The sequence below is a fragment of the Nocardia kruczakiae NBRC 101016 genome, assembly GCF_001612965.1.
In the GTDB taxonomy this organism is placed as follows: domain Bacteria; phylum Actinomycetota; class Actinomycetes; order Mycobacteriales; family Mycobacteriaceae; genus Nocardia; species Nocardia kruczakiae.
Window position 1 is genome coordinate 1 of the sequence record NZ_BDBL01000075.1, and the last position, 22,147, is coordinate 22,147.

The 22,147-nt window shown below is 67.5% G+C and carries 23 protein-coding genes; 10 read left to right on the top strand and 13 right to left on the bottom strand.

Annotated features, from left to right (window positions below; all coding sequences use genetic code 11):
* Positions 1–11 precede the first annotated feature (11 nt).
* From NK1_RS32500 to NK1_RS32510, 3 genes are read right to left on the bottom strand one after another with little or no spacing between them, the layout of a single operon-like run.
* On the bottom strand, positions 12–470 hold the full coding sequence (locus tag NK1_RS32500; protein WP_063014976.1) for an SRPBCC family protein: 459 nt from the start codon (positions 468–470) through the stop codon (positions 12–14).
* Positions 467–817, bottom strand: coding sequence for an ArsR/SmtB family transcription factor (locus NK1_RS32505; protein WP_063014978.1), 351 nt, complete (start codon positions 815–817; stop codon positions 467–469). The genes NK1_RS32500 and NK1_RS32505 overlap by 4 nt, the downstream gene beginning before the upstream one ends.
* Positions 818–860: 43 nt before the next feature.
* A complete protein-coding gene (locus NK1_RS32510; protein WP_063014980.1) occupies positions 861–1,235 on the bottom strand; it encodes a nuclear transport factor 2 family protein in 375 nt (124 codons plus the stop codon).
* A 98-nt stretch (positions 1,236–1,333) separates the two neighbouring features.
* Between NK1_RS32510 and NK1_RS32515 the strand changes: the two genes are divergently transcribed.
* From NK1_RS32515 to NK1_RS32530, 4 genes are all read left to right on the top strand, one after another.
* Positions 1,334–2,320 carry an RNA polymerase subunit sigma-70 gene (locus tag NK1_RS32515; protein ID WP_063015007.1) on the top strand — a complete coding sequence of 329 codons (987 nt, stop codon included), beginning with the start codon at positions 1,334–1,336 and terminating at the stop codon, positions 2,318–2,320.
* Positions 2,321–2,579: 259 nt separating this feature from the next.
* Entirely contained in the window at positions 2,580–3,185 is a 606-nt protein-coding gene (locus NK1_RS32520; protein ID WP_036506194.1) for a TetR/AcrR family transcriptional regulator, read from the top strand.
* 48 nt (positions 3,186–3,233) lie between these two features.
* Positions 3,234–5,171 carry an NAD-binding protein gene (locus NK1_RS32525; RefSeq protein ID WP_063014982.1) on the top strand — a complete coding sequence of 646 codons (1,938 nt, stop codon included), beginning with the start codon at positions 3,234–3,236 and terminating at the stop codon, positions 5,169–5,171.
* A 77-nt stretch (positions 5,172–5,248) separates the two neighbouring features.
* Positions 5,249–6,109: an alpha/beta fold hydrolase gene (locus NK1_RS32530; RefSeq protein ID WP_063014984.1), complete on the top strand. Its 861-nt coding sequence runs from the start codon at positions 5,249–5,251 to the stop codon at positions 6,107–6,109.
* A 33-nt stretch (positions 6,110–6,142) separates the two neighbouring features.
* Here NK1_RS32530 and NK1_RS35955 read toward each other — a convergent pair whose 3' ends face one another.
* On the bottom strand, positions 6,143–6,325 hold the full coding sequence (locus tag NK1_RS35955; protein WP_245660990.1) for a hypothetical protein: 183 nt from the start codon (positions 6,323–6,325) through the stop codon (positions 6,143–6,145).
* Between NK1_RS35955 and NK1_RS32535 the strand changes: the two genes are divergently transcribed.
* The gene (locus NK1_RS32535) at positions 6,303–7,871 is read left to right on the top strand and encodes an MFS transporter (RefSeq protein ID WP_245660989.1); all 1,569 of its coding nucleotides are present in this window, start codon (positions 6,303–6,305) and stop codon (positions 7,869–7,871) included. The genes NK1_RS35955 and NK1_RS32535 overlap by 23 nt on opposite strands.
* 6 nt (positions 7,872–7,877) lie before the next feature.
* On the opposite strand, the gene NK1_RS32540 is transcribed toward NK1_RS32535, so the two are convergent.
* Both NK1_RS32540 and NK1_RS32545 read right to left on the bottom strand, forming a co-directional pair.
* Positions 7,878–8,306, bottom strand: a complete 429-nt coding sequence (locus NK1_RS32540; RefSeq protein WP_063002753.1) for an SHOCT domain-containing protein — start codon at positions 8,304–8,306, stop codon at positions 7,878–7,880.
* 214 nt (positions 8,307–8,520) lie between these two features.
* Complete coding sequence (locus NK1_RS32545) at positions 8,521–10,605, bottom strand: prolyl oligopeptidase family serine peptidase (RefSeq protein ID WP_063014988.1); 2,085 nt, start codon at positions 10,603–10,605, stop codon at positions 8,521–8,523.
* Positions 10,606–10,736: 131 nt separating this feature from the next.
* On the opposite strand from NK1_RS32545, the gene NK1_RS32550 reads away from it, so the two are divergent.
* On the top strand, positions 10,737–11,762 hold the full coding sequence (locus NK1_RS32550; RefSeq protein WP_063014990.1) for a dipeptidase: 1,026 nt from the start codon (positions 10,737–10,739) through the stop codon (positions 11,760–11,762).
* Positions 11,763–11,840: 78 nt separating this feature from the next.
* On the top strand, positions 11,841–13,244 hold the full coding sequence (lpdA, locus tag NK1_RS32555) for a dihydrolipoyl dehydrogenase (RefSeq protein WP_063014992.1): 1,404 nt from the start codon (positions 11,841–11,843) through the stop codon (positions 13,242–13,244).
* Between the two features lie 158 nt (positions 13,245–13,402).
* Here lpdA and NK1_RS32560 read toward each other — a convergent pair whose 3' ends face one another.
* The gene (locus NK1_RS32560; RefSeq protein ID WP_063014994.1) at positions 13,403–13,801 is read right to left on the bottom strand and encodes a winged helix-turn-helix transcriptional regulator; all 399 of its coding nucleotides are present in this window, start codon (positions 13,799–13,801) and stop codon (positions 13,403–13,405) included.
* Between the two features lie 117 nt (positions 13,802–13,918).
* Between NK1_RS32560 and NK1_RS32565 the strand changes: the two genes are divergently transcribed.
* On the top strand, positions 13,919–14,773 hold the full coding sequence (locus NK1_RS32565; protein ID WP_063014996.1) for an SDR family oxidoreductase: 855 nt from the start codon (positions 13,919–13,921) through the stop codon (positions 14,771–14,773).
* A 198-nt stretch (positions 14,774–14,971) separates the two neighbouring features.
* Here NK1_RS32565 and NK1_RS32570 read toward each other — a convergent pair whose 3' ends face one another.
* Positions 14,972–15,388, bottom strand: coding sequence for a VOC family protein (locus tag NK1_RS32570; protein ID WP_063014998.1), 417 nt, complete (start codon positions 15,386–15,388; stop codon positions 14,972–14,974).
* A gap of 165 nt (positions 15,389–15,553) precedes the next feature.
* On the opposite strand from NK1_RS32570, the gene NK1_RS32575 reads away from it, so the two are divergent.
* Entirely contained in the window at positions 15,554–16,366 is an 813-nt protein-coding gene (locus tag NK1_RS32575; RefSeq protein WP_063015000.1) for a TetR/AcrR family transcriptional regulator C-terminal domain-containing protein, read from the top strand.
* 19 nt (positions 16,367–16,385) lie between these two features.
* On the opposite strand, the gene NK1_RS32580 is transcribed toward NK1_RS32575, so the two are convergent.
* The 3 genes from NK1_RS32580 to ramB all read right to left on the bottom strand — a co-directional run bounded on the left by NK1_RS32580 (position 16,386) and on the right by ramB (position 19,226).
* Complete coding sequence (locus NK1_RS32580) at positions 16,386–16,925, bottom strand: carboxymuconolactone decarboxylase family protein (protein WP_062968936.1); 540 nt, start codon at positions 16,923–16,925, stop codon at positions 16,386–16,388.
* 55 nt (positions 16,926–16,980) lie between these two features.
* Positions 16,981–17,682 carry an alpha/beta fold hydrolase gene (locus tag NK1_RS32585; protein WP_063015002.1) on the bottom strand — a complete coding sequence of 234 codons (702 nt, stop codon included), beginning with the start codon at positions 17,680–17,682 and terminating at the stop codon, positions 16,981–16,983.
* Between the two features lie 134 nt (positions 17,683–17,816).
* Positions 17,817–19,226 carry an acetate metabolism transcriptional regulator RamB gene (gene ramB, locus NK1_RS32590; protein ID WP_063015004.1) on the bottom strand — a complete coding sequence of 470 codons (1,410 nt, stop codon included), beginning with the start codon at positions 19,224–19,226 and terminating at the stop codon, positions 17,817–17,819.
* A 93-nt stretch (positions 19,227–19,319) separates the two neighbouring features.
* Here ramB and NK1_RS32595 point away from each other — a divergent pair, with 93 nt between their 5' ends.
* Positions 19,320–20,888 carry an ATP-dependent DNA ligase gene (locus tag NK1_RS32595; RefSeq protein WP_063015009.1) on the top strand — a complete coding sequence of 523 codons (1,569 nt, stop codon included), beginning with the start codon at positions 19,320–19,322 and terminating at the stop codon, positions 20,886–20,888.
* Positions 20,889–21,096: 208 nt separating this feature from the next.
* Here the strand turns inward: NK1_RS32595 and NK1_RS32600 are convergent, their stop codons facing one another.
* Together NK1_RS32600 and NK1_RS32605 are read right to left on the bottom strand one after the other, a co-directional pair.
* Positions 21,097–21,537, bottom strand: coding sequence for a DUF4254 domain-containing protein (locus NK1_RS32600; RefSeq protein ID WP_036506165.1), 441 nt, complete (start codon positions 21,535–21,537; stop codon positions 21,097–21,099).
* Positions 21,538–21,648: 111 nt separating this feature from the next.
* On the bottom strand, positions 21,649–22,147 hold a 499-nt coding region (locus tag NK1_RS32605; protein WP_063015006.1), incomplete at its 5' end, for a CatB-related O-acetyltransferase.

Sequence of the window (22,147 nt, forward strand, 5' to 3'; positions counted from 1 at the left end):
CCTTCCGCATTTCATCGGCTCGACATTTCCCGCAGGCGTTCGCCCAGAGTGGCGAGCTGTTCGCTGGTGCCGTGCTCGCGCCATTCCGGCTTTTCGTGGTCGTCGAGATAGGCGCCGTGTTCGGTGAGGGTCAGCCGGGTGCCGGCCGCGGTTTCGGCGAATTCGACGGTGGTGAGCGAGACCGTCACGACGGCGTCGTCCACGCCCATCGTGGAGGTGTACACGATGCGTTCGGCGGGGACGATCTCCTGGTAGGTGGTGGTGAAGGTCATCCGCTTGCCGTCGTGTATGCCGGCGGCGATCTCGCGGCCCCCGACCCGGAAGTCGAGCTCGTGTTCGGTGCCGGGCGCGCTGAACCACTCGGCCTTGCGTTCCGGTTCGGCCCATGCGCCGAAAACCGCTGCGGGAGTGACGGGATAGTCGCGTTCGAGGGTGAACGTGGAATGGACCAGGGAATGCGTGGTCGTCATGGCGACTCCTCGGGTTCGGGGGTGGTGGGCTCGGCGAGAGCTGCGCCGAGCGCGTCGAGGCGGCGTTCCCACGGGGTCTGCCGCGCGTGCAACCAATCCTCCGCGGGACGCAGCGCATCGGGTACCAGATGGCAGGTGCGCACCCGGCCGACCTTCTCCGACCGCACCAGCCCGGCGTCCTGCAGCACCTGGAGATGCTGCACGACGGCCGCCAGGCTCATCTCCAGCGGCTCGGCCAGGGCGCTGACTGCCGCCGGTCCCCGGCCGAGCCGCTCGAGCAGATATCTGCGGGTGGGGTCGGTGAGCGCCCGGAAGATCAGGTCCAGCCGCTCGGTTTGGTTAAGCACCTACTTAAGTGTAGGAGCCTTGCCCAGATAGTCAAGTACTCGCTTAACTTTTGTTGCTCGAGCGTGCGGCCTCGAACGGCAGCCGGTCGAAGATGAAGCGGCTGGCCGTGATTCGGCCGTCGACGACGGTAACCAGTTCCGCCGCAGGGGCGCTCGGTACCGGGAGGGTCGCGGTGTCGTAGCAGACCAGGGCGGTGGTCTCGTCGCCGAAGGCGGCGAACATCGTTGCGCCGGTGAGGATTCGGGTGAAAGGTTCCATGAAGTCGCGATAGGCGGCCGCGCCTTCGATGCGTCCGGCGGGGGTATCGCAGACGATGTCGTCGGCGATATAGGTCATCGCTCGATCGAGGTCCTTTCCGGTCCAGGCCTCGAAGTAGGCGAGGGCCACCCGGGCCGCGGGGCTGTGGTTTCCGATCATGTCGTCCTCTTCTCCGGTCGATGGAACCCGTCACCGATATAGACACCGGCCGGGCGGGGAACGGACCGGTTGTCGGTGCCCGATGTGACGATGGGGCGATGACGGAGTCATCGATGGCCCCGGGCGTGGACGAGCAGACCTTTCGTGCGCTCACCGAGCCCTACCGGGCCGAGTTGCGCACCCACTGCTATCGGATGCTCGGGTCGATGTACGACGCCGAGGACGCGTTGCAGGAGACGCTGCTCGCGGCGTGGCGCGGTTTGGCCGAATTTCAGCAGCGGTCGTCGGTGCGTACCTGGCTCTACCGGATCGCGACCAATCGGTGCCTCAATGTTCGCCGTTCCGCGCTGCGCCGGCCGGTGGCGCCGTTGCCCTTCGACGCGCCGGAGCCCACTCGTCACGGGGAGGTGAGCTGGTTGCAGCCGTGTCCGGACGCGCTGCTGGATCCGCAGCAGGTACTGACGGCACGCGCGTCCGTCGAGTTGGCGTTCATCACCCTGCTGCAACAACTTCCACCGCGCCAGGCCGCCGTGCTCGTCCTGCGTGACGTGCTCGAGTTCAGCGCGGCGGAGGTGGCCGACCTGCTCGGCCTCACTCCCGTCGCCGTGAAGGCGGCTTTGCAGCGGGCTCGTGAACGTCTGTCTCGCCACGGGGGCGGGCACCCGGAGCCGGAGCCGGAACCGGGGTCGCCCGGGGAGCGAGGACTCAGCGAGCGTTTCGCGCGGGCCTTCGCGGCTGCGGATGTGGATGCCGTGGTCGAGCTGCTCACCGACGAGGCGTGGCTGACCATGCCGCCGTGGCCGCACGAGTATCACGGCCGGGCGGCGATCGGCGAATTCCTTCGCGGTATTCCGGCATTTCGGGATCGTGCGGAGATTCGGCTGCAATCGGTGCGGGCCAACGCCCACCCCGCATTCGGCTGCTATTCCCGCCGGGCGGACGGATCGTTTCGGGCGACCGGACTTCTGGTGACGACGTACGGCCCGGACGGTATTTCCGCGCTCGCTCATTTCCCGCCCGCCGAGAACTTCCCGCGCTTCGGCCTTCCGCTCGCGCTGCCACCGGGCGGTGCGACTCTTTCCTGATGGAATCGTTGCCGAAATAAAACCTAGAAAATTCCTTCAAACTCTTCCGTTGTATAGGTGTTATCGACTATCCTCCGTTTCGGCAAACCATCCGCGACAGGAAGAGCGCAGTCGTTGCACCGGCGCTCCGACCATATAGACAACTTCCGGCTAACGCGCGGTCAGTCGGAGGTGTAAGCGAAGGGCCCGATCCATGACGAGGGAATCGGGCCCTTCGGTATTGTCTGGCGCAATGTCACAGGAAACGAACGCGGGTAGGATGTACGCCGGACAGCCCGTAGAAGACCGGCAGCGGCAGCGACGTGCGCGTTTTCTGGAATCTGGTCTGACAGTGTTCGCCAGAGACGGGTATGCCAATAGCTCGGTCGGAGCCATTTGCAAAGATGCCGGACTTTCCTCGCGTCAGTTCTACGAGGAGTTCACCGGTCGCGAATCGTTGCTGCTGGAACTCTACGAACAGATCGACCGGGAATCCCGGGACGCGGTCGTCGCCGCGCTGGACGCGCACGCTGATGCGAGTGCCATCGAGATCATCGACGCCGGGGTGCGCGCCTATATCGAGTCCATCGGACGCGATCCCCGCAAAGCTCGCGTCGCGCTGGTCGAGGTGGTCGGCGCCGGGCCGAAGGTGGAGAAGTTCCGGCTGGAGTTGCGTCGCGCCTGGGGTGCACTGCTGGCCGGAGCCGCCGAGGACGCGGCGCTGCAGGGCGAGATCCCCAGCGGCGACTACGAAACGCGCATGCTCGCCATCATCGGTGCGGTGAACTACGTGGTCGACGAGTGGAGCGGTTCGGAGCCGCGCCGGCCCCTCGACGAGGTGATCAGGGTGCTGCGCCGGGTCATCATGGGTGCGGTCAGCGCCTGATCGACGAAGCGTCGTGCCGCCGAACGGGATTCGCTTTAGCATCGAGAGGTGCATGTTTCGCCGGGGGGCGGGCAGTCCCCGACATTCGTCGTCTGCGGAGACAACCCGCTCGTCCACCAGCTGGCCCTGCAGCTGACCACCCGGTTCGCCGATGCCACCGTGACCGCGGTACTGCCGAACCGCAACGGCAGCTACGTTCCCCAGCTGGAGAAGTTGGCGCGGGTCCGGATCCTGTGCGCCGAGCGCCTGGACGAGACCGTCCTGCGCGCGGCCGGGGTGGAGCGGGCCCGAGCGCTGGCCCTGGTGGATCAGGCGGACGTGGAGAACTTCCACGCCGCGCTGCGCGCCCACGAACTCAATCCGCGGATCCGGCTGGTGATCCGAATGTTCAACACCGGCTTGGGTTTTCGCATCCGACGGTTGTTCTCCGACTGTGTGGTGCTGTCGATCTCGGAAATGGCCGCCCCGTCGTTCATCGCCGCGGCCCTCGGCGAGAAGGCGCAGGACTATCTGCGGCTGGGGGAACGCACCCTGTACGTCGCCGCGGCCGGTGATGCGCCGCCGGATCGAGTGGTGGCCGGGCTGGCCGGCGGACCGGGCGCAATCGCGTTGCGCTCGCCGCACGCGTCGGCGGACCGGGTGCTGGCGCTGGCCGGGCGGGTGCCGTATTCGCCCGGGGCGCGGCGTCGCTGGCTGAACCAGCTGCGCTATCTGGTCCGCCACGATCTGATCCGGCTACTGCTGGTGATGCTGATCATCATCGCGGCCGTCTGCGTCATCATGGTGCTGATCGGAAACAGCTGGGGCACAGCGGTATACGAAACGCTGCTGGATTCGGCGGGTGCGGCGCAGCCGGAGCCGACCCGTGAACCGCTGTTCAAGATCCTGCAACTGGGGGTGGTCTTCACCGGGCTGGCGATGACGCCGGTGGTCACCGCCCTCGTGGTGGGTGGCGTGTTGCGGGCGCAGCTGTCGGAATATTCGATCGACCCCTCGCGGATGGAAAACCACGTGGTGGTCGCGGGATTGGGCAATGTCGGAATGCGCGTGGTGGAACAGTTGCGCGACCTCGGCGTGCCGGTGGTCGGGCTCGACTACGACGAGAACGCGCGCGGTATCGCGCTGGCGCGCAGCCTGGGGGTGCCGGTGGTGATCGGTCAAGCCACCTGGGAGGACACGTTGCGCGCGGTGGGTGTACCGAAGGCGCGGGCGCTGGTTCTGCTGACCTCCAGTGACGCGGTGAATCTGGAGGCCGCGATGCTCGGGCAGTCCTATCGGGACGACCTGCGGGTGGTGTTGCGCGTCTCCGACGACGACCTGGCCGACCGGGTCCAGCGCAGTCTCGGGAAAGCGGTGGTGCGCAGCGTCTTCCAATTGGCCGCGCACGGCTTCGCCGCGGCCGTGGTGGAGCGGCGAGTGATCGCCACTCTGACGATCAACCAGGCCACCCTGCTGGTCGCGGAGGTGCCGGTGGAGCCCGGATCGGCGCTGATCGGGTTGCGGATCGCCGATCTCGGATCGGCGGAGCACACCCGGGTGATCGCGGTGCAGCCGGCGGTCGGAGACGCGCCGGAATGGCAGCCCGCGGCGCAGACGGTGCTCGCCGCGGGCAATCAGCTGGTGGTGGTGGCGACCCGGCGGGGACTCGACGAACTGCTGGAGGTCAGTTGTGCGCCTGCGGTGGACGAAACGGCACGCGAGGCCATCGCGGCGGCGGAAGGGCTGATAGTCGACGCGGCTGAGAGGCTGGTCGTCGACACGGTGGAGGAGCTGGTCGACGGCGCGGCGGAGGGCATCGCCGCCGGTGCGGCGGAGGAGTCGGCCGTCGGTGCGACAGAGAAGTCGGTCGTCGGCGCGGGTGAGGAGTCGACCGCCGACGCGAAAGGCCAAGGCACTACCGACGGGCGGGCGGGAGCGCCGGCAGACCGGGAGACCGGACGACGATGTGCGGACGGGTCGGCCGAGCCGGATGCGGTGGGCTCCTGAGCGTCGCGAGTCGACGTAGCGGGAGGTGGGGCCTCGCCCGCGCTCAACCTGGGCACGCGTCGCGGTAGCGTGCGCGTATGGAGACGATTCCGATCCAGATGCCGGACGGGTCGACGGTGCCGGTGCGGTTCGTTGCCGCGAGCGGTCCGCACCGGCATGCCATCACCGCGGACGCCCCGCGGCCAGTGATCGTGATCATTCCGGGATTGGGGGTGCCGGGCGAGTACTACGGGGATTTCGCGCGCGAGCTGGCGCGGCGCGGATTCGATGCGGCGATCGGGGAGTTGCGAGGTAACGGCGACAGCCGGCCGAAGCCGAGCCCGTCGAGTAGCTACGGCTACCACGAGTTGGTCTCGGTCGATTTTCCGGCGATCTTCCAGGCCGTTCGCACCCGTTTCCCGGACAGCACGCCGATGCTGCTCGGGCACAGTATGGGCGGTCAGCTCGGGGTCATGTACGCCGCGCGGATCCGCGGCCGGCTGGGCGGGCTGATCCTCATCGCCTCCGGCACTCCCTACTACCGGGGCTACGGCGGGATCGCCCGCTCCGCGATGCTCGTCGGACCGGCCGCCATCTCGCTGACGGCGAATCTTGCCGGGTTCTGGCCGGGGGATCGCATCACCGCCGGGGGTTTCGGCCGGCAGTCCAAGGTGCTGATCTCCGATTGGGCGCGGCTGGCCCGCACCGGCCGCTTCGTACCGGTCGGCGCCGATATCGACTACGACGAGCGCATCGCGCGGCTCACCCTGCCGGTCCTCTCGATCACCATGAGCGGTGACGATCTCACCCCCCGCAGTTCGGCCGCACATCTGCTGGAGAAACTTCCCGCGGCGCGCGTGAGCACCTGGCACGAGCCGAAACCATTGGGGCACAACGGCTGGATCATCGATCCGGAAGCGACCGTGGACCGCATCGAGAAGTGGGTGCGCGACCTGTAGCCGAACGCGGCCGATTCCGCGGCCGTGAGTGCTTCAATGGACGAATGCGCAGGTGGGTCGTCCGCCGATACCGATGCTCAGGCCGTCGTCTCGCGTCGGCTCGACAACGAGCGCGGCGGGAGTGACGACGCGGGCGGGCGCCGCCTCCGGATCCACACTCGTCTTGACGGTGCTGGGCTCCGGCCAATTCTTGATGACCCTCGACAGTTCGGTCATGAACGTCTCGATGGCGACGGTCGCCCACGACGTCGGCACGACGATCACCGGAATCCAAACCGCCATCACGCTGTACACGCTGGTGATGGCATCGCTGATGGTCACCGGCGGCAAGGTCGGGACGATTCTCGGGCGGCGGCGGGCATTCGGTGTGGGACTGGTCGTCTACGGCGCGGGTTCGCTGGTCACCGGCCTGGCGCCGAATCTGGGGGTGCTGCTGCTGGGCTGGTCGCTGCTGGAGGGCATCGGAGCGGCGCTGATCATGCCGGCGATCGTGTCGCTGGTGGCGGCGAACTTCGGTCGCGAACGCCGCGCCGCAGCATACGGACTCGTCGCCGCGGCCGGGGCGATGGCCGTGGCGGTGGGACCGCTCCTGGGCGGGGCGGTGACGACCTTCGCGTCCTGGCGGTACGTGTTCTTCGGCGAGGTCGTGGTCGTGGTGGCGATCCTGCTGGTGCTGCGCCGGGTGGCGGATGTGCCGGCGCAGCGGGTGCATCTGGACCTCCTGGGTTCGGTGCTGTCCGTGGTCGGGCTGGGGGCCGTCGTCTTCGGCGTGCTGCGGTCCAGCGAATGGGGTTGGATTCGTCCGCATCCGGGCGGTACCGAGATCGCGGGTCTGTCGCCGGTGATCTGGTTGATCCTGGCGGGCCTGCTGGTGCTGTACGCCTTCCTGCGGTGGCAGCAGCGGCTGGTGCGATCCGGTGGGGAGCCGCTGGTCGATCCCCGGTTGTTCGGCAATCGCCGGCTCGGGGGCGGGTTGGCGATGTTCTTCGCGCAGTTCGCGGTTCAGGCCGGGGTGTTCTTCTCGGTACCGCTGTTCCTGTCGGTGGTGCTGGAACTGAGTGCGCTCGAGACCGGAGTGCGCATCCTTCCGCTGTCGATCGCACTGGTCGCCGCCGCCGCGGGAATTCCCAAAGTTGCGCCGCGCGCCAATCCACGGCGCGTGGTGCGCCTGGGTCTGGGTTCGATGATCATCGGAATCTTGTTGCTGGCCGGCGGCATGGATCCCGGAGCGAATGCCGCGGTGGTGTCGGTGCCGATGTTGCTGATGGGCCTGGGCTTGGGGGCCCTTTCCTCGCAGCTGGGCGCGATAACGGTATCGGCGGTGCCGGATTCGCAGAGCGCCGAGGTCGGCGGATTGCAGAACACCGCGACGAATCTCGGCGCCTCGCTCGGCACCGCGTTGATCGGCTCCATTCTGATCGCCACGCTGACCTCGTCGGTGATCGGCGGGATCGAGAACAACCCCGCGGTCCCGCCCTCGGTCGCGCAGCGGGCCGGCACCGAACTGGCCGACGGTGTGCCGTTCCTGTCCAATACCCAGCTGCGACAGTCGCTCGACGCGGCCGGGGTCGACACGTCGACCGCCGACGCGGTGGTCGCGGTCAACTCCGACGCCCGCCTGCTGGCATTGCAGGTGGCCTTCGCGGTGACGGCGATGCTGGCCGTGGTCGCGTTGTTCTTCACCGGCCGGCTACCGCGGCGGGCGATCGGCTCCGATCCGGACGCCGGTACCGTGGCCGACGAACGGTCCGGAGCCGGGTAGCCGCCGCTACCGCGCCGCCATATTGCCGCGGTCGGCAGCGCCGGGGGTGGCGCCGTTGTGACCGAGTGCGCGGGCCTTCAGCTGGTCGAATTCGGCGGCATCGATCGTGCCGGCGTCGAAGAGGGCCTTGGCGTCGGCGATCTGTTCCGCCGGTGACTTGCCCGCCACCTGCCGGATGTAGTCGTCGGCCGCTTGCTTGGCCTCCGCATGAGCGTGCTGGGAGCGCACGGCCATACCCTTTCCCCGGGCGATCAGATAGACCAGGGCAGTGATGTACGGGAATATCACCAGCGCGATCACCCACGCGGCCTTGGCGATGCCCGACACCGTGTGATCGCGGAACAGATCGGCCAGGATCTGGAACAGGATGATCAGGTAGGCCACGAAGGCGAACACCAGAATCGTGTACCAGACGTAGTCCCAGAACGTATCCATGATGTGTGCTCCTCTCGGGAGAACCCGCTACCGAACCGCGGTGGTCGGCGAGGGGCCGAATCGGGCGTCGACGGCGGGCCGCCTTCGACGTGTGCCGGTAGGGCCGGAACCGGTGTTCTCGAACCGAGAATGGCAGTGAGACGAATCACGCTCCAGAGACCGAAGACCCTGATCGATAGGGGTCTTTGGTCATCTGTGCCGCGAGATCCCGGCGTCAGGCGGTGGTGCGCCGCTCGATCAGCATCTGGGTGAAGAACTCGTAGATCAGCGCGGATTGGAAGGCCATCTGCTTGTTGTCGGCCGCGCCGCCGTGACCGCCCTCGATGTTCTCGTGGTACCAGACGGTCCGTCCCTGAGATTCCAGCAGCGCCGCCATCTTCCGGGCGTGGCCGGGGTGGACCCGGTCGTCGCGGGTGGAGGTGGTGAGCAGGATCGGCGGGTAGGGGCGCGCCGGGTCGGCTGCCATCGCCCGCTGATAGGGCGAATACCTGCTGATGTACTCCCACTCCTCGGGTTTGTCCGGGTCGCCGTATTCGGCGATCCAGGACGCGCCCGCCAGCAGCAGGTGATAGCGCTTCATATCCAGCAGCGGCACCTGGCAGACGATCGCGCCGAACAGTTCCGGATAGCGGGTCAGCATCACGCCCATCAGCAGGCCGCCGTTGCTGCCGCCGACCGCGCCGAGTTGTCCCGCGGTCGTGATGTCCCGTGCGACGAGGTCTTTCGCGACCGAGGAGAAATCCTCGTACACCTTGTAGCGGTTGGCCTTCTGCACCTGGGTGTGCCATTCGGGCCCGTACTCCCCGCCGCCGCGGATGTTGGCCATCACCCAGGTGCCGCCGCGTTCGAGCCAGCCCATGCCGGAGGCGCCGCTGTAACCAGGGGTGCGGGAGACCTCGAAGCCGCCGTAGCCCGAGACGACGGTGGGGCCGGGCTCGCCCCGGTGGTCGCGGTGGCGAATCACGAAGTACGGCACCATGGTTCCGTCGTCGGAGCGCGCGAAGAACTGTTCGGTGTCGATGCCTTCGGCGTCGAAATACGCCGGTTCCCGCTTGAGGGCCACCGCCGGACTGCCCACCGAACCGGCCAGCAGTGTCGCGGGGGTGGTGAAACCGCTTGTGGTGAGCATGAATTCGTCACCGCTCTCCAGCGGATCCAGATTCATGACGTTGGTGGTCGCCATCGGCGGGGTGTCGGCGAGCGGTTCGCGGGTCCAGCCCGAACCCGGGGTCGTCGCCGAGGCGGGCGTCAGCACGTACAGCTTGGTCTGCACGTCTTCCAGCGTGATCAGCAGCAGGTGGTTCTCGGTCCAGCCGTAGCCGTGCAGTGAGGTGTGTGCGTCGGGTTCGAAGACGACGTCGAAATCGCGTGCGCCGTCGAAGAATTCGCCGATATCGATGGCCAGCAGAGCACCCGCGGGATAGCTGCGGCCCGCTACCTCCCACGGCGATTTCAACTGCACCAGCAGCCAATCCTTGTACCAGGATTCGGATGCGTCGGTGGGTACGTCGATATGGCGCAGCGTGCCGTCGCGGTCCAGCAGATAGACCGATTCGTTGAAGAAGTCGGTGGCGCGGGCGACGTAGTGGCGTTCGTATCCCGGCGTGCGGTCATAGCCCGCCGAGACCATCACATCGCCCGGCTCGCCCTCGAAGACGGTATCCGCCTCCGCCAGCGGGGTTCCGCGGCGCCAGCGCTTGGCCAGACGCGGATATCCGGAGTCGGTGAGCGTGCCGGGGCCGAAATCGGTTCCGACGTACACGGTGTCGGCATCGATCCAGCGCACCTGCGATTTGGCCTCGGGCAGGTGGAAGCCGCCCGCCGCCGCCGGACGGAATCGCCGTGTGGTCAGATCGATTTCGCGCACCACCTTGGCGTCCGCTCCACCGCGGGACAGGCTGATCAGGGCCAGTTCCTGGTCCGGGCGCAACACCGCCGCCCCGCCCCAGACCCAGTTCTCGTCCTCGGCGACGGCCAGGGCGTCCAGGTCGATGAGCACATCCCAGGCCGGATCGTCGCCGCGGTATTCGTCGAAGGTGGTCCGGCGCCACAGCCCGCGGGGGTGTTCGGCGTCGCGCCAGAAGTTGTAGAGCCAGCGTCCGCGCCGGGTCGGGTACGGGATGCGGGTGTCGGTGTCGAGCATGGCGAGGATGCGATGGTCGAGGGCGTCGAACCGATCGGAGGAGGCGAAGCGTTCCATCACCACCTCGTTGTGGGCTCGTGCCCAGGACAGGGCCCGTTCGCCGGTGACATCCTCGAGCCACAGGTACGGATCGGTTGTTTGCTCGGCGCCGCTCATGGGTCACATTCTGGCCTACCGGCCGGTCCGCCGAGGGGTGAGAGGTGCATCGCGCCGTGTCTCGTCGCCCGCGCGGCCGGCGACTCCGTACAGTTGCTGGACGCCCCGGGACGGCCGGAAGGAGGACCGCGGTGGCATATCCGCTCTGGGAGCAGCACTGCTGCCTGCCGATCCTCCCGTCCGCCGATATCACCGAGCTGACGCGCTACCCGGCCGGTTCGTATCTGTCGGTGAATGTGGGGTATTCACTGCATTCGATCGAGGATGCGCTGGCCATGCTGGCTCTGCTGCGCCGGAATGCGCTGGCGGACGGGCGTTTCCGGCTCGTCGATGCCGTGGGCGACATCGAGGTGGCATCCGGTTCCGAGGGCCGCATCGCGCTGGCCTTCGATCTCGAGGATTCGCGGCCGCTGGACGGCGATCCGGACAATATCGCGCTGTTCCACTCGCTCGGTGTGCGTTCGCTGCTGCCGACCTACAACCACGCCAACGCGGCCGGCGGCGGATGTCTGGATCCGGACGATCGCGGGCTGACGCCGTACGGGCGCACGATCATCCGCACGCTGGGCGAGGTCGGGATGTTCGCCGACGGTTCGCACTGTTCGCGGCGCACGGGTCTGGACATCGCGGAGGTCGCGGGCGGGCCGATGATCTACAGCCACTCCAATTTCGCCGCGCTGTGGCCGCATCCGCGCAATATCGGCGACGACCAGGCGCGTGCGTGCGCGGCGACCGGCGGGGTGATCGGAATCAACGGGGTCGGAATCTTTCTGGGCCGCAACCGTGTCGAGGGACGGGCCGCGCGCATCGAGGCGATGGCGGACCACATCGCCTACGGGGCCGAACTCGTCGGTGTCGAGCACATCGGGATCGGTTCGGACTTCTCGTTCGACGGGGACCAGTTCAACGCGGAGATCGCGGCCGCGCCGGAGAATTTCTCGGAGGACTACACGCGGTGGGGGCCGCTGCAGTGGGTGCCACCGGAGGATCTGCTGGGCTTGCCGCCGCACCTGGGGACGGATGTGGACAACCCGGACGCCCGGCCCCGCGTCGCGGGACTGAACGAAGTCCTGGCCCGCCGGGGTTTCACCGATGCCGAACGCGCGGCGATCTTCCACGGCAATTTCGCCCGTGCCGCCCGGGAGGTCTGGACGTAGACGCACGCTGTGGCCGCCCTCTCACCCCTGCGGGGGATGGATGAGTGAGCTTTCGGCAACAGCGCTAGGCTCGTTCCCGTGACTTCCCACTACGATGTCGTCGTTCTCGGCGCTGGTCCCGGCGGTTACGTCGCCGCGATCCGCGCCGCTCAACTCGGCCTGCGAACAGCGATCGTCGAGCAGAAATACTGGGGTGGCGTGTGCCTGAACGTCGGGTGCATTCCGTCCAAGGCACTGCTGCGCAACGCGGAGCTGGCCCATATCTTCACCAAGGAAGCGAAGACCTTCGGTATCTCCGGACAGGCGAGCTTCGACTTCGGTGCCGCCTTCGACCGAAGTCGTAAGGTCGCGGACGGCCGGGTCAAGGGCGTCCACTTCCTGATGAAGAAGAACAAGATCGACGAGCTCGACGGGAAGGGCACCTTCACCGACGCGAACACGCTCTCGGTCGAGCTGAGCAAGGGCGGCACCGAGACCGTCACCTTCGACAACGTCATCATCGCCACCGGCACCGAGACCAAGCTGCTGCCGGGCACCTCACTGTCGCAGAACGTGGTCACCTACGAGGAGCAGATCCTGACCCGGGATCTGCCGGGGTCGATCCTGATCGTCGGCGCGGGCGCGATCGGCATGGAGTTCGGGTACGTCCTCAAGAACTATGGCGTGGACGTGCGGATCGTGGAGTTCCTCGACCGCGCGCTGCCGAACGAGGACGCCGACGTCTCCAAGGAGATCACCAAGGCGTACAAGAAGCTCGGCATCACCATCACCACCGGTGCCTCGGTGCAATCCATCGAGGACAACGGTTCCAAGGTCACCGTGTCGATCAAGGACAACAAATCCGGTTCGGTCGAGACTGTCACCGTCGACAAGGTGTTGCAGGCCGTCGGTTTCGCGCCCCGGGTCAAGGGCTACGGCCTGGAGAACACCGGCGTGCAGCTGACCGACCGCGGCGCCATCGCGATCGACGACTACATGCGCACCAACGTGCCGCACATCTACGCCATCGGCGACGTGACCGCGAAACTGCAGCTGGCCCACGTGGCGGAGGCGCAGGGTGTGGTCGCGGCCGAGACGATCGGCGGTGCGGAGACGCTGCCGCTGGGTGACTACCGGATGATGCCGCGCGCGACGTTCTGCCAGCCGCAGGTCGCCAGCTTCGGCCTCACCGAACAGCAGGCCCGCGACGAGGGATACGACGTGAAGGTCGCGACCTTCCCGTTCACCGCGAACGGCAAGGCACACGGCCTGGGTGACCCGACCGGTTTCGTGAAGCTGGTCGCCGACGCGAAGTACGGCGAGCTGCTCGGCGGCCACCTGATCGGCCCGGATGTGTCGGAGCTGCTGCCGGAACTGACGCTGGCCCAGAAGTGGGACCTGACCGTCAACGAGCTGGCCCGCAACGTGCACACTCACCCGACGCTGAGCGAGGCGTTGCAGGAGGCGTTCCACGGCCTCGCGGGTCACATGATCAACTTCTGATCTTCGCGTTCACGGCCCGGTATCGGCGAATTCGGCTGGTACCGGGCCGTTTTCGTGGGGATAGGGTGAACTGATCGTGCAAACCTCGATGGTTTTCGCGGAATTCCCGCATTTTCACGCAGGTTTGCACGATCAGTTCACCGCGGCGGCGCGCCCGATCAGTCGCGGTGGTAGGTGTCCTGCGCCGCCAGGATGGCGTCGATGTTGTCCTCGAGGATCGCGATCAGTCCGTACAGCTGATCGGCGACCTGTGCGCCCAGGTCGGTGAGGGTGTATTCGACACGTGGCGGGATGGTCTGCTGCACTTCGCGGTGGATCATGCCGTCGCGTTCCAGGGCCTGCAGGGTTTGCGACAGCATGCGTTCGCTGATGCCGTCGACGCGTCGGCGCAGCGCGCTGAAACGGTAGGGACCTTCGCGCAGCGCGACCAAGGCGAGTGCGCCCCAGCGGCTCGCGACATTCTGCAGCACCGGCCGGGACCGGCAGTTGCGCGCGAAGACGTCGGCTTCCAGGGTCGGATCGGCGTCGTCCGCCGATCGCAGTTGCCGGCTCGTCATGGCCTCGATGCTACCCATCGCTGTGGTAGTGACGGTCTCGTCTGCGGTGCGGGAATATGAGGTACTAACTAATAGTTAGTGCAGGATGTTCCGTACATCAGATCTGGAGGTTGGGTTATGACCGTCGCCGTCACCGGGGCAAGTGGGCAGTTGGGCCGTCTCGTCGTCGAGGCGCTGTTGACCAGGAATGCGGGACCCGTCGTCGCGGTGGTCCGTGACCCGGCCAAGGTCGCTGATCTGGCCGAGCGCGGTGTGCGGGTGCGGCAGGCCGCCTACGACGATCCGGAAGCGCTCGATCGCGCCCTCGCGGGTGTGGATCGGGTATTGCTGGTGTCGGGCAACGAATTCGGTGTGCGGGTCGACCAGCACGCCAATGTCGTGCGCGCCGCCGAGCGGGCCGGCGTGGAACTGCTGGCCTACACCAGCATTCCGCGTGCCGAGCAGAATCCGATGATTCTCGCGCAGGAGCATCGCGGGACCGAAGAGGTGATCGCTAAATCGGCTGTGCCACATACCTTCCTGCGTAACGGCTGGTACTGGGAGAACTATCTGAACGGTCTGGACGCGACCCTCGAATCGGGTGTGCTGTACGGCGCGGCCGGCGAGGGACTGGTCGCCGCGGCCGCACGCGCCGACTATGCCGAGGCCGCCGCGGTGGTGCTGACCACCGACGGCCACGCGGGACGGATCTACGAGCTCGGTGGCGACGAGCATCTGACGCTCACCGATGTGGCGCAGGTGATCTCGACCGCTTCGGGGAAGCCGGTGCGGTATCAGGATCTGCCGCAGGACGAATACCTGACGGGATTGGAAAAGGCCGGGGTCTCCGGCGATTTCGCCCGGGTGCTGGCCGATTCCGATGCCGGACTGCGTGCGGGCTGGCTGGATGTGACCAGTGGCGATCTGCAGAAACTGATCGGCCGGGCGTCGACGCCGGCGGCCGAGGTGTTCGGTCGCACTCTCGCCGGCTGAGTGAACGGAGATGGGGCGTCACGGTCGCCCGCTTCGGACCGCCGGGTGATACGGCGGGCAGTGCAACGCGGTTCCGGCTCGCTGTGCAGGTCTCCGGGATTCGCGACCGGAACTGCGAGCAAGGCCCGCTCGAGTGTCGGTGGCCTGATCCGACCGGTGCCCGGCGACGGTTCGCGACGTCGGGCACCGATCGCGGGATCAGGACGCGGCGACGTTCCCGTCGTAGGCGCTCGGGTCGCCCACCCACTGGACCAGTTGGATCACGATGCCGTTCGGGTCGACCGCCTGGAAGTAGCGCTCGCCCCACGGCTCGGTCTCGATCGGGGTCACGATCTCGACCCCTTCGGCCCGAACGCGCTCGTATTCGGTGTCGATGTCGTCGACGGTGAACACGACCAGCAGACCCTGGCCCGCGTCACCGGCGATGCGGGCCGGTTCGAAGGTCGGCAGTCCGGTGCGCAGGAAGATCACGTTGAATCCGGCATCGGGCCGGGCCAGCGATACGAATCCGTCGGCGGACATCTCGACCGCGAAGCCGAAATGTTCGCTCAGGAATTTCGCCGAGACCGCGGGATCGGCGACGTTCAGCGAGATGGCGGATGCGGTGATGGTCACGGTCCTCCTCGGTGTTCGATGCGGCTCCGGAGCGCATCGGAAGAAACTCTCTACTAAGTATACTCTACTAAGTAGAGAATTATTCCCGTGGTGGAGTGCCGCAGCGGCTCGATACGATCCGCAGGCGCCGAACTCCGGCGACACGGCGCTGAATCGGGAGGTCGGGTGGCAGACAATGCGGCTGGGGCGGGGGCCCGCCGGGCCCGCGGCTCGGAACGATCCGGTGCGGGCGATCCCGCGCGCACACTGGAACTGCTCTGGCGGCAGCCGGGGCGCGGCTCGGGGCGCGGTCCGAAACAACGCAGCAGTGTCGACGAAGTGGTGGCGGCGGCGGTGGCCATCGCCGATGCCGAGGGTTTGGAGGCGCTCACCATGCGTGCGGTCGCCGCCGAACTGGGGTTGACGCCCATGGCCACCTACACCTACGTGCCCGGCAAGGCCGAACTGCTCGACCTGATGCTCGATTCGGTCTACGCGCAGATGCCCCGCCCGGATCTGGCCGGAATGGATTGGCGGCGAAGGGTTTCGGTGATCGCCGAAGCGAACCGTGCGCTGTTGTCCCGGCATCCCTGGGTCGCCTACGTGCCGACCACCCGGCCACCGCTGGGCCCCGGGCTCGCCGCGAAATACGACCACGAACTGAGCGCCTTCGACGGGCTCGGGCTGAGTGATGTCGACATGGATGCGGCACTGACCTACCTACTCGGCTTCGTCACCTCCGTTGCGCGCATCGCCATCGATACCGATCGCGCGGCCGCCGACAGCGGACTGTCGGATCGCGAATGGTGGGAACGCACGGCCCCGGTCCTGGAACAGGTCTTCGACCCGCAGCGCTATCCGCTCGCCGCTCGGGTCGGGGAAGCCGCCGGCCAGGCGCACGACAGCGCCTACAGCGCCGACCACGCCTGGAACTTCGGTTTGGCACGCGTTCTGGACGGTCTGGCCGTTCTCGTCGAACGGTCCGGGATTTTCGAATGAGCCGCCGGATCCGTCCGGCTCAGTGGTCGGTTTGGATGCGGAGCGTGGTGATGGTGCTGGCCAGGCCCTCGTATTGGTTGGCCAGGAGCACGATTTCGATGAGGCGCTTCTCGTCGTAGTGTCGCGCCAGGGCCGACCAGGTGGCGTCGTCGACGTCGCGGGTGGTGACCAACTGGTCGACCGCGGTGAGCAGCGCGCGTTCCTTGTCCGGCCAGCCTTCGGCGTCGGGTCCGGTGCGCAGGCGCGCCAGGATGTCCTTGGTGACACCGGCGCGCTTGCCGAGACGGATGTGGTGGTCGGTCTCGTATTCGCAGTTGCGTAGATGCGCGACGCGCAGGATGACCAGTTCGGTCTCGTAGCGCGAGAGCTTGCCGCCGGGCATCAACCGGCCGGAGAAATGCAGCCAGCCCCGGAACAGGCCGCCGGTGCGGCCCAGCGTGCTGAACAGGTGGGCGTCGTCGGTGCCCGCCGCGCGGGAAAGCACCTGCCAGACAACCCAATTCACCGGGCCCAGTTCGCGCAGGCGACCGGGTGCGATCCGTGGCTCCGTCGACACCATGCCCCACGCTAACAAAAAGCGCGCACCGGCGGGCGCGGCTCACCACCGGTCCGGATCAGCGCTGGGCGGCCAGGAGGATCAGATCGGCGACGGGGCCGGGGTCGGACACGGAAACCGCGTGCGAAGCCCGGACTTCGACGGTGTGCGCGGCGGCCCGTTCGGACATGAACCGCTGGGACTCCACGGGGATGTTCTTGTCCTCGGTGGTGACCAGCGAATAGGCGGGGACGGCGCGCCATGCCGCCGCCGAAGCCGGTTGCTCCAGTGCGGCGAGCGCGACCGGGCGCTGGGTGATCGCCATGGTGGCGGCGATGTCGGCCGGCACGTCGGCGGCGAATTGGGCGGGGAATTCGTCCTGGCGGATGTGGAGTTCGGTGCCCGCCGCCCCGGGAAGCGGGTGGGCGACGGTGGTGGGCGCGAGCGTGGAACCGGGGAACTTGCCGGTCAGTTCGAGCGCGTTCTCGCCCTCCGCGGGGATGAAGGCCGCGATGTAGACCAGGGCCCTGACCGCGGGCCGGTCGTGCGCGGCGACGGTGATGACACTGCCGCCGTAGGAATGACCCGCGAGGACGATCGGTCCCTCGATGGTGTCGAGGACCGAGGCCACGTAGGCGGCATCGGTGTCGAGGCCGCGCAACGGGTTGGCGGCGGCCAGCACGGGGTAGTCCTCGGCGCGCAGACGTGCGATGACGCCGTTCCAGCTGGAGGAATCGGCGAAAGCGCCGTGGACGAGGACGATGGTCGGCTTCGTGGTCATGGACGTGCTCCTCGGGAGGATCGGATCGCGGCTTCTCGAGTGTCGATCACGCGCCGTCGAGCCGCCCCTCGCTGTGGGCCGGATTTCCACCGAATCGGGACATCGTTCGCGGGAACGCGCCGGAGTCCGTGGGCTCAGCGCAGGACGTACGGCGAGATCGAGCTGCGGTGTTCGCTGATGTCCAAGGATTTACCCAGCGGCGGGAACGCGCGCTGCGGGCAGTTGGCGCGTTCGCAGACGCGGCAACCGGCGCCGATCGGCGTGGCCTGGGGTTCGTTGAGGTCCAGGCCGTCGGCGTAGACCACGCGTCCGGCATGGCGCAATTCGCAGCCGAGGCCGATGGCGAAGGTTTTGCTGGGTTGTCCGTAGCGGGTGGCGCGCCGCTCCACCGTGCGCGCGATCCACAGGTATTTGCGGCCGTCGGGCATCTGGGCGATCTGGGTCATGATCCGGCCGGGATAGGCGAAGGTCTCGTACACATTCCACAGCGGACAGGTGCCGCCCGCGGAGGAGAAGTGGAATCCGGTGGCGGACTGGCGTTTCGACATATTTCCCGCCCGATCCACGCGCACGAACGAGAAGGGCACCCCGCGCAGTTTGGGCCGCTGCAGGGTGGAGAGCCGATGGCAGATCGTTTCGTAGCTCTGCGCGAAGAAGGCCGACAGCCGTTCGATGTCGTAGCGGAAATCCTCGGCGACCTCGTGGAAATGCGAATAGGGCAGCACCGTGGCGGCGGCGAAGTAGTTGGCGAGGCCGAGTTTCGCGAGCGTGCGGGTGTCCTCGGAGGCGAAATTGCCTTCTTCGACCAGTTTGTCGATCAGATCACCGCATTCCAGGTACGCCAGTTCCGTGGCGAGCTTGAAGACGCGCTGACCGCCCGACAGATGCGGGGCGATCTCGAGCTTGCGGGCCTCGGGGTCGTAGCGGTGCAGCACACCGTCGCCCAGGTCGATCCGCTCCACGATCTGCACGCCGTAACCGGTGGTGAGCCTGCGGGTGAGCTCACGCCGCAGATCACCGCCGTGCAAGCGCATCCGGGTCGCCAATTCCTCTGCGGCGGTGTCCAATTCGTGAATGTAGTTCTGGCGCTGATAGAAGAAGTCGCGCACCTCCTCGTGCGGGCGGGAGATCGAGCCCGACCCGCTGCCGTCGGAGAAGCGGTCCTCGGTGGCCGCGGCCAGCTGTGCGGTGGTGTTGCGGTAGCGGCGGTGCATGTTCACCAGCGCCCGGGCCAGGCTGGGGTGGGCCGACACCATATCGGCGATCTCCTGCGCGTCGGCCTCGATCCCGAGTTCGGTGTCCATCACCACCTCCTGCAGCTCGGCGATCAGGCGAGTGTCGTCCTGGGAGGCGAAAAAACTGGTGTCTACGCCGAACACCTCACTGATCCGCAGCAGGACCGGTACGGTGAGCGGACGCACGTCGTGTTCGATCTGGTTGAGGTAGCTCGCCGAGATCTCCAGCTTCTTGGCGAGCGAGATCTGGCTCAGCCCTCGTTCGGTGCGCAGCTGTCGCAATCGCGCCCCGACGTAAGTCTTGGCCATATGCCCAGACTATGGACCTTTCGCACAGCTGCCAATGGAGAATTAGCAGTGGACTCGAGCTATATGTCACACCGAGCGGCTACCGTCGAGTCCGTGCTGCTTTCGGATGTGGTCGCGGCGTCGGATTCGGTGCGGGCCTCCGCGTCGCGCAAGGTCAAGATCGCGGGTCTGGCCGAATTGCTGAGCCGGGCCGAATCGGGTGAATTGATGCCGGTCGTCGCATGGATTTCCGGTGAGCTACCGCAGGGCAGGCTGGGCGCGGGCTGGCGGACGGTCGCCGGGATCGAGGTGGAACCGGCGTCCGAATCGACGCTCACGGTGGCCGCTGTCGATCAGGCACTGACGGAATTGGCGGCGGTGGCCGGCTCCGGATCGGTCGCGCGGCGGCGGGAACTGCTCACCGCCCTGCTCGCCCGGGCGACGGATGCCGAACGGGCCTTCCTGATTCGCCTGCTGACCGGTGAGCTGCGCCAGGGTGCGCTCACCGCGATCGTCGCCGAGGCGGTGGCCGAGGCGGCCGACGTGCCGGCCGAACTGGTGCGCCGGGCCTACATGCTCTCCGGGCGCCTGCCGGTGACCGCCGCCGCGGCCATCTCCGGTGGCGCCGCGGCGCTGTCGGAATTCCGGCTCGAGGTCGGCCGGCCGATCCAGCCGATGCTGGCCTCGCCGGGGGCCACCCTCGACGATGTGCTGGGTGAATTCGCGGGCGATGTGAGCGTGGAGCACAAACTCGACGGTGCGCGGATCCAGGTGCACCGCAAGGGCTCTCGGGTCTGGGTGTTCACCCGGACGCTGCGCGACATCACCTCCGGCGTGCCGGAACTGGTGCAGCTGGTCTCCGAATTGCAGTGTGACAGTGTGGTTCTCGACGGCGAGACGTTGGCGCTCACCGATTCCGGGCGACCGCGCCCGTTTCAGGAGACGATGAGCCGGTTCGCCGCCGACCCGGCCTCGGAGGAGCCGCGGCTGACGGTGAAGTCGAGCAGGGAACTGCTGCTGCATCCGTACTTCTTCGACTGTCTGCACCTGGACGGCCGGGATCTGCTCGATGCCCCGCTGCGCGAGCGCAGGGTGGCGTTGGCGAAAGTGGCGGGTGCGCAGATGATTCCGGCGCTGATCGATCCGGAGCCCGAGGCCGTCGCCGAATATTTCGACGGTGCGCTGGCCGCCGGGCACGAGGGCATCATGATCAAATCGCTGTCCGCGCCGTATGCGGCCGGCCGCCGCGGACGGGCGTGGCAGAAGATCAAACCGGCGCACACCCTGGACCTGGTGGTGCTCGGCGCCGAATGGGGATACGGCCGTCGCACCGGATATCTGTCGAACCTGCACCTGGGTGCGCGTGATCCGCACGGGGGCGATCCGATCATGGTCGGCAAGACCTTCAAGGGGCTCACCGACGCCCTGCTGCAGTGGCAGACGGCGGAATTCCCGCGTCACGAACGCGCCCGCGACGGCCATACCGTCTATCTGTGGCCGGAGTTGGTCGTCGAGATCGCGCTGGACGGGGTGCAGACCAGTTCGCGTTATCCCGGCGGCGTGGCACTGCGGTTCGCGCGGGTGGTGCGCTATCGGCCGGACAAGGAGCCCGCGCAGGCCGACACCATCGATGCCGTGCGCGCGCTGATGCCCGCCGGACCGCCGGCCGCGGCGACCGCCTGAGGAGCTCACCGGACGCCCCCGACCTGCGGAAACGGCCGCGCTGTGCACCTGCCAGCCGGTTCACAGGAACATCCGGGGGTATCTCGAGGATGTCGGCGCAGGATCGGTGTGTCGGGTCGCCCCGATGCGGATCGACTGCCCTGATCCGCTCATCCCCAGCCATCGGCGGCGCCGGTTCCCTCGCCCGCGCCGCCGTTCGGCCGGTGGTTCACTCCTCGTCGCGGTGACCGCTGAGATCGGGCAACCGGCACAGGCCCGCGGTCACCTCGCCGGCCAGATGGTCGTAGGCCACCGCCAATTCCGACAGCCGCCGCCAGGCATCGTGGATCACCCGGTCGGGTTCGTGCGTCAGCGTCAGATAGGCCAGGGCGGAGAATTGGGCGAGCCGGTCGATCACCGTGCCGACCGTTTCGGTGTGCATGCGTGCGCCGCCGTGCGCCCGGGGTAATTCGGTGGCGACCCAGCGATCGATATCGGAAACCAGTTGTGCCCGATCGCGATCGATGTCCAGGGTCGGCCCGGGCGCGGCGGACAGTCTCTGCTCGTGCAATTCGCTGAGGCGGCACGCGCATTTCAGCACGGGATGACCGTCATAGGTCAGACCCCGGCAGGCCTCCAGCAGAAGGTGTTTGGGTGGGAGCGATTCCACGACCGTAATACTCCACGCCCAATGTTTCTGATTGGCATCGCTGCTCGCGGCGGAGCCGGTCGAATGCCGATGGGTCTCAGTGCGTTCCGCTGTCCCGGTCTGCGTGGCGGGCTATACCGTCGGCGCGGGCGCCGCTTTCTCCAGGTCGTCGACGGTGCCGGACATGATCGTGCGGACGTGCTCGTCGATGTGCGCCGGCGGCCAGTCCCACCAGGCGAGGGCCAGCAGACGGTCGATATCCGCCGCGCTGTAGCGGTGACGGATGAGCCGGGCCGGATTGCCGCCGACGATGCCGTAGTCCGGGACGTCGGAGGTCACCACGGAACCGGCGCCGACGATGGCGCCGTGGCCGATGCGCACTCCGGGCAGCACCGTTGCGCCGTAGCCGATCCAGACGTCGTTGCCGACCACCGTGTCGCCGCGGTTGGGCAACTCCATGAGCAGATCGACGTGCCGGGACCATGCGCCACCCATGGTGGGGAACGGGAATGTCGAGGGCCCGTCCATGCGATGGTTGGCGCCGTTCATGATGAACCGCACGCCGGTGGCGAGGGCGCAGAACTTGCCGATGATCAGCTTCTCCGGACCGTAGTGGTAGAGGACGTTGCGG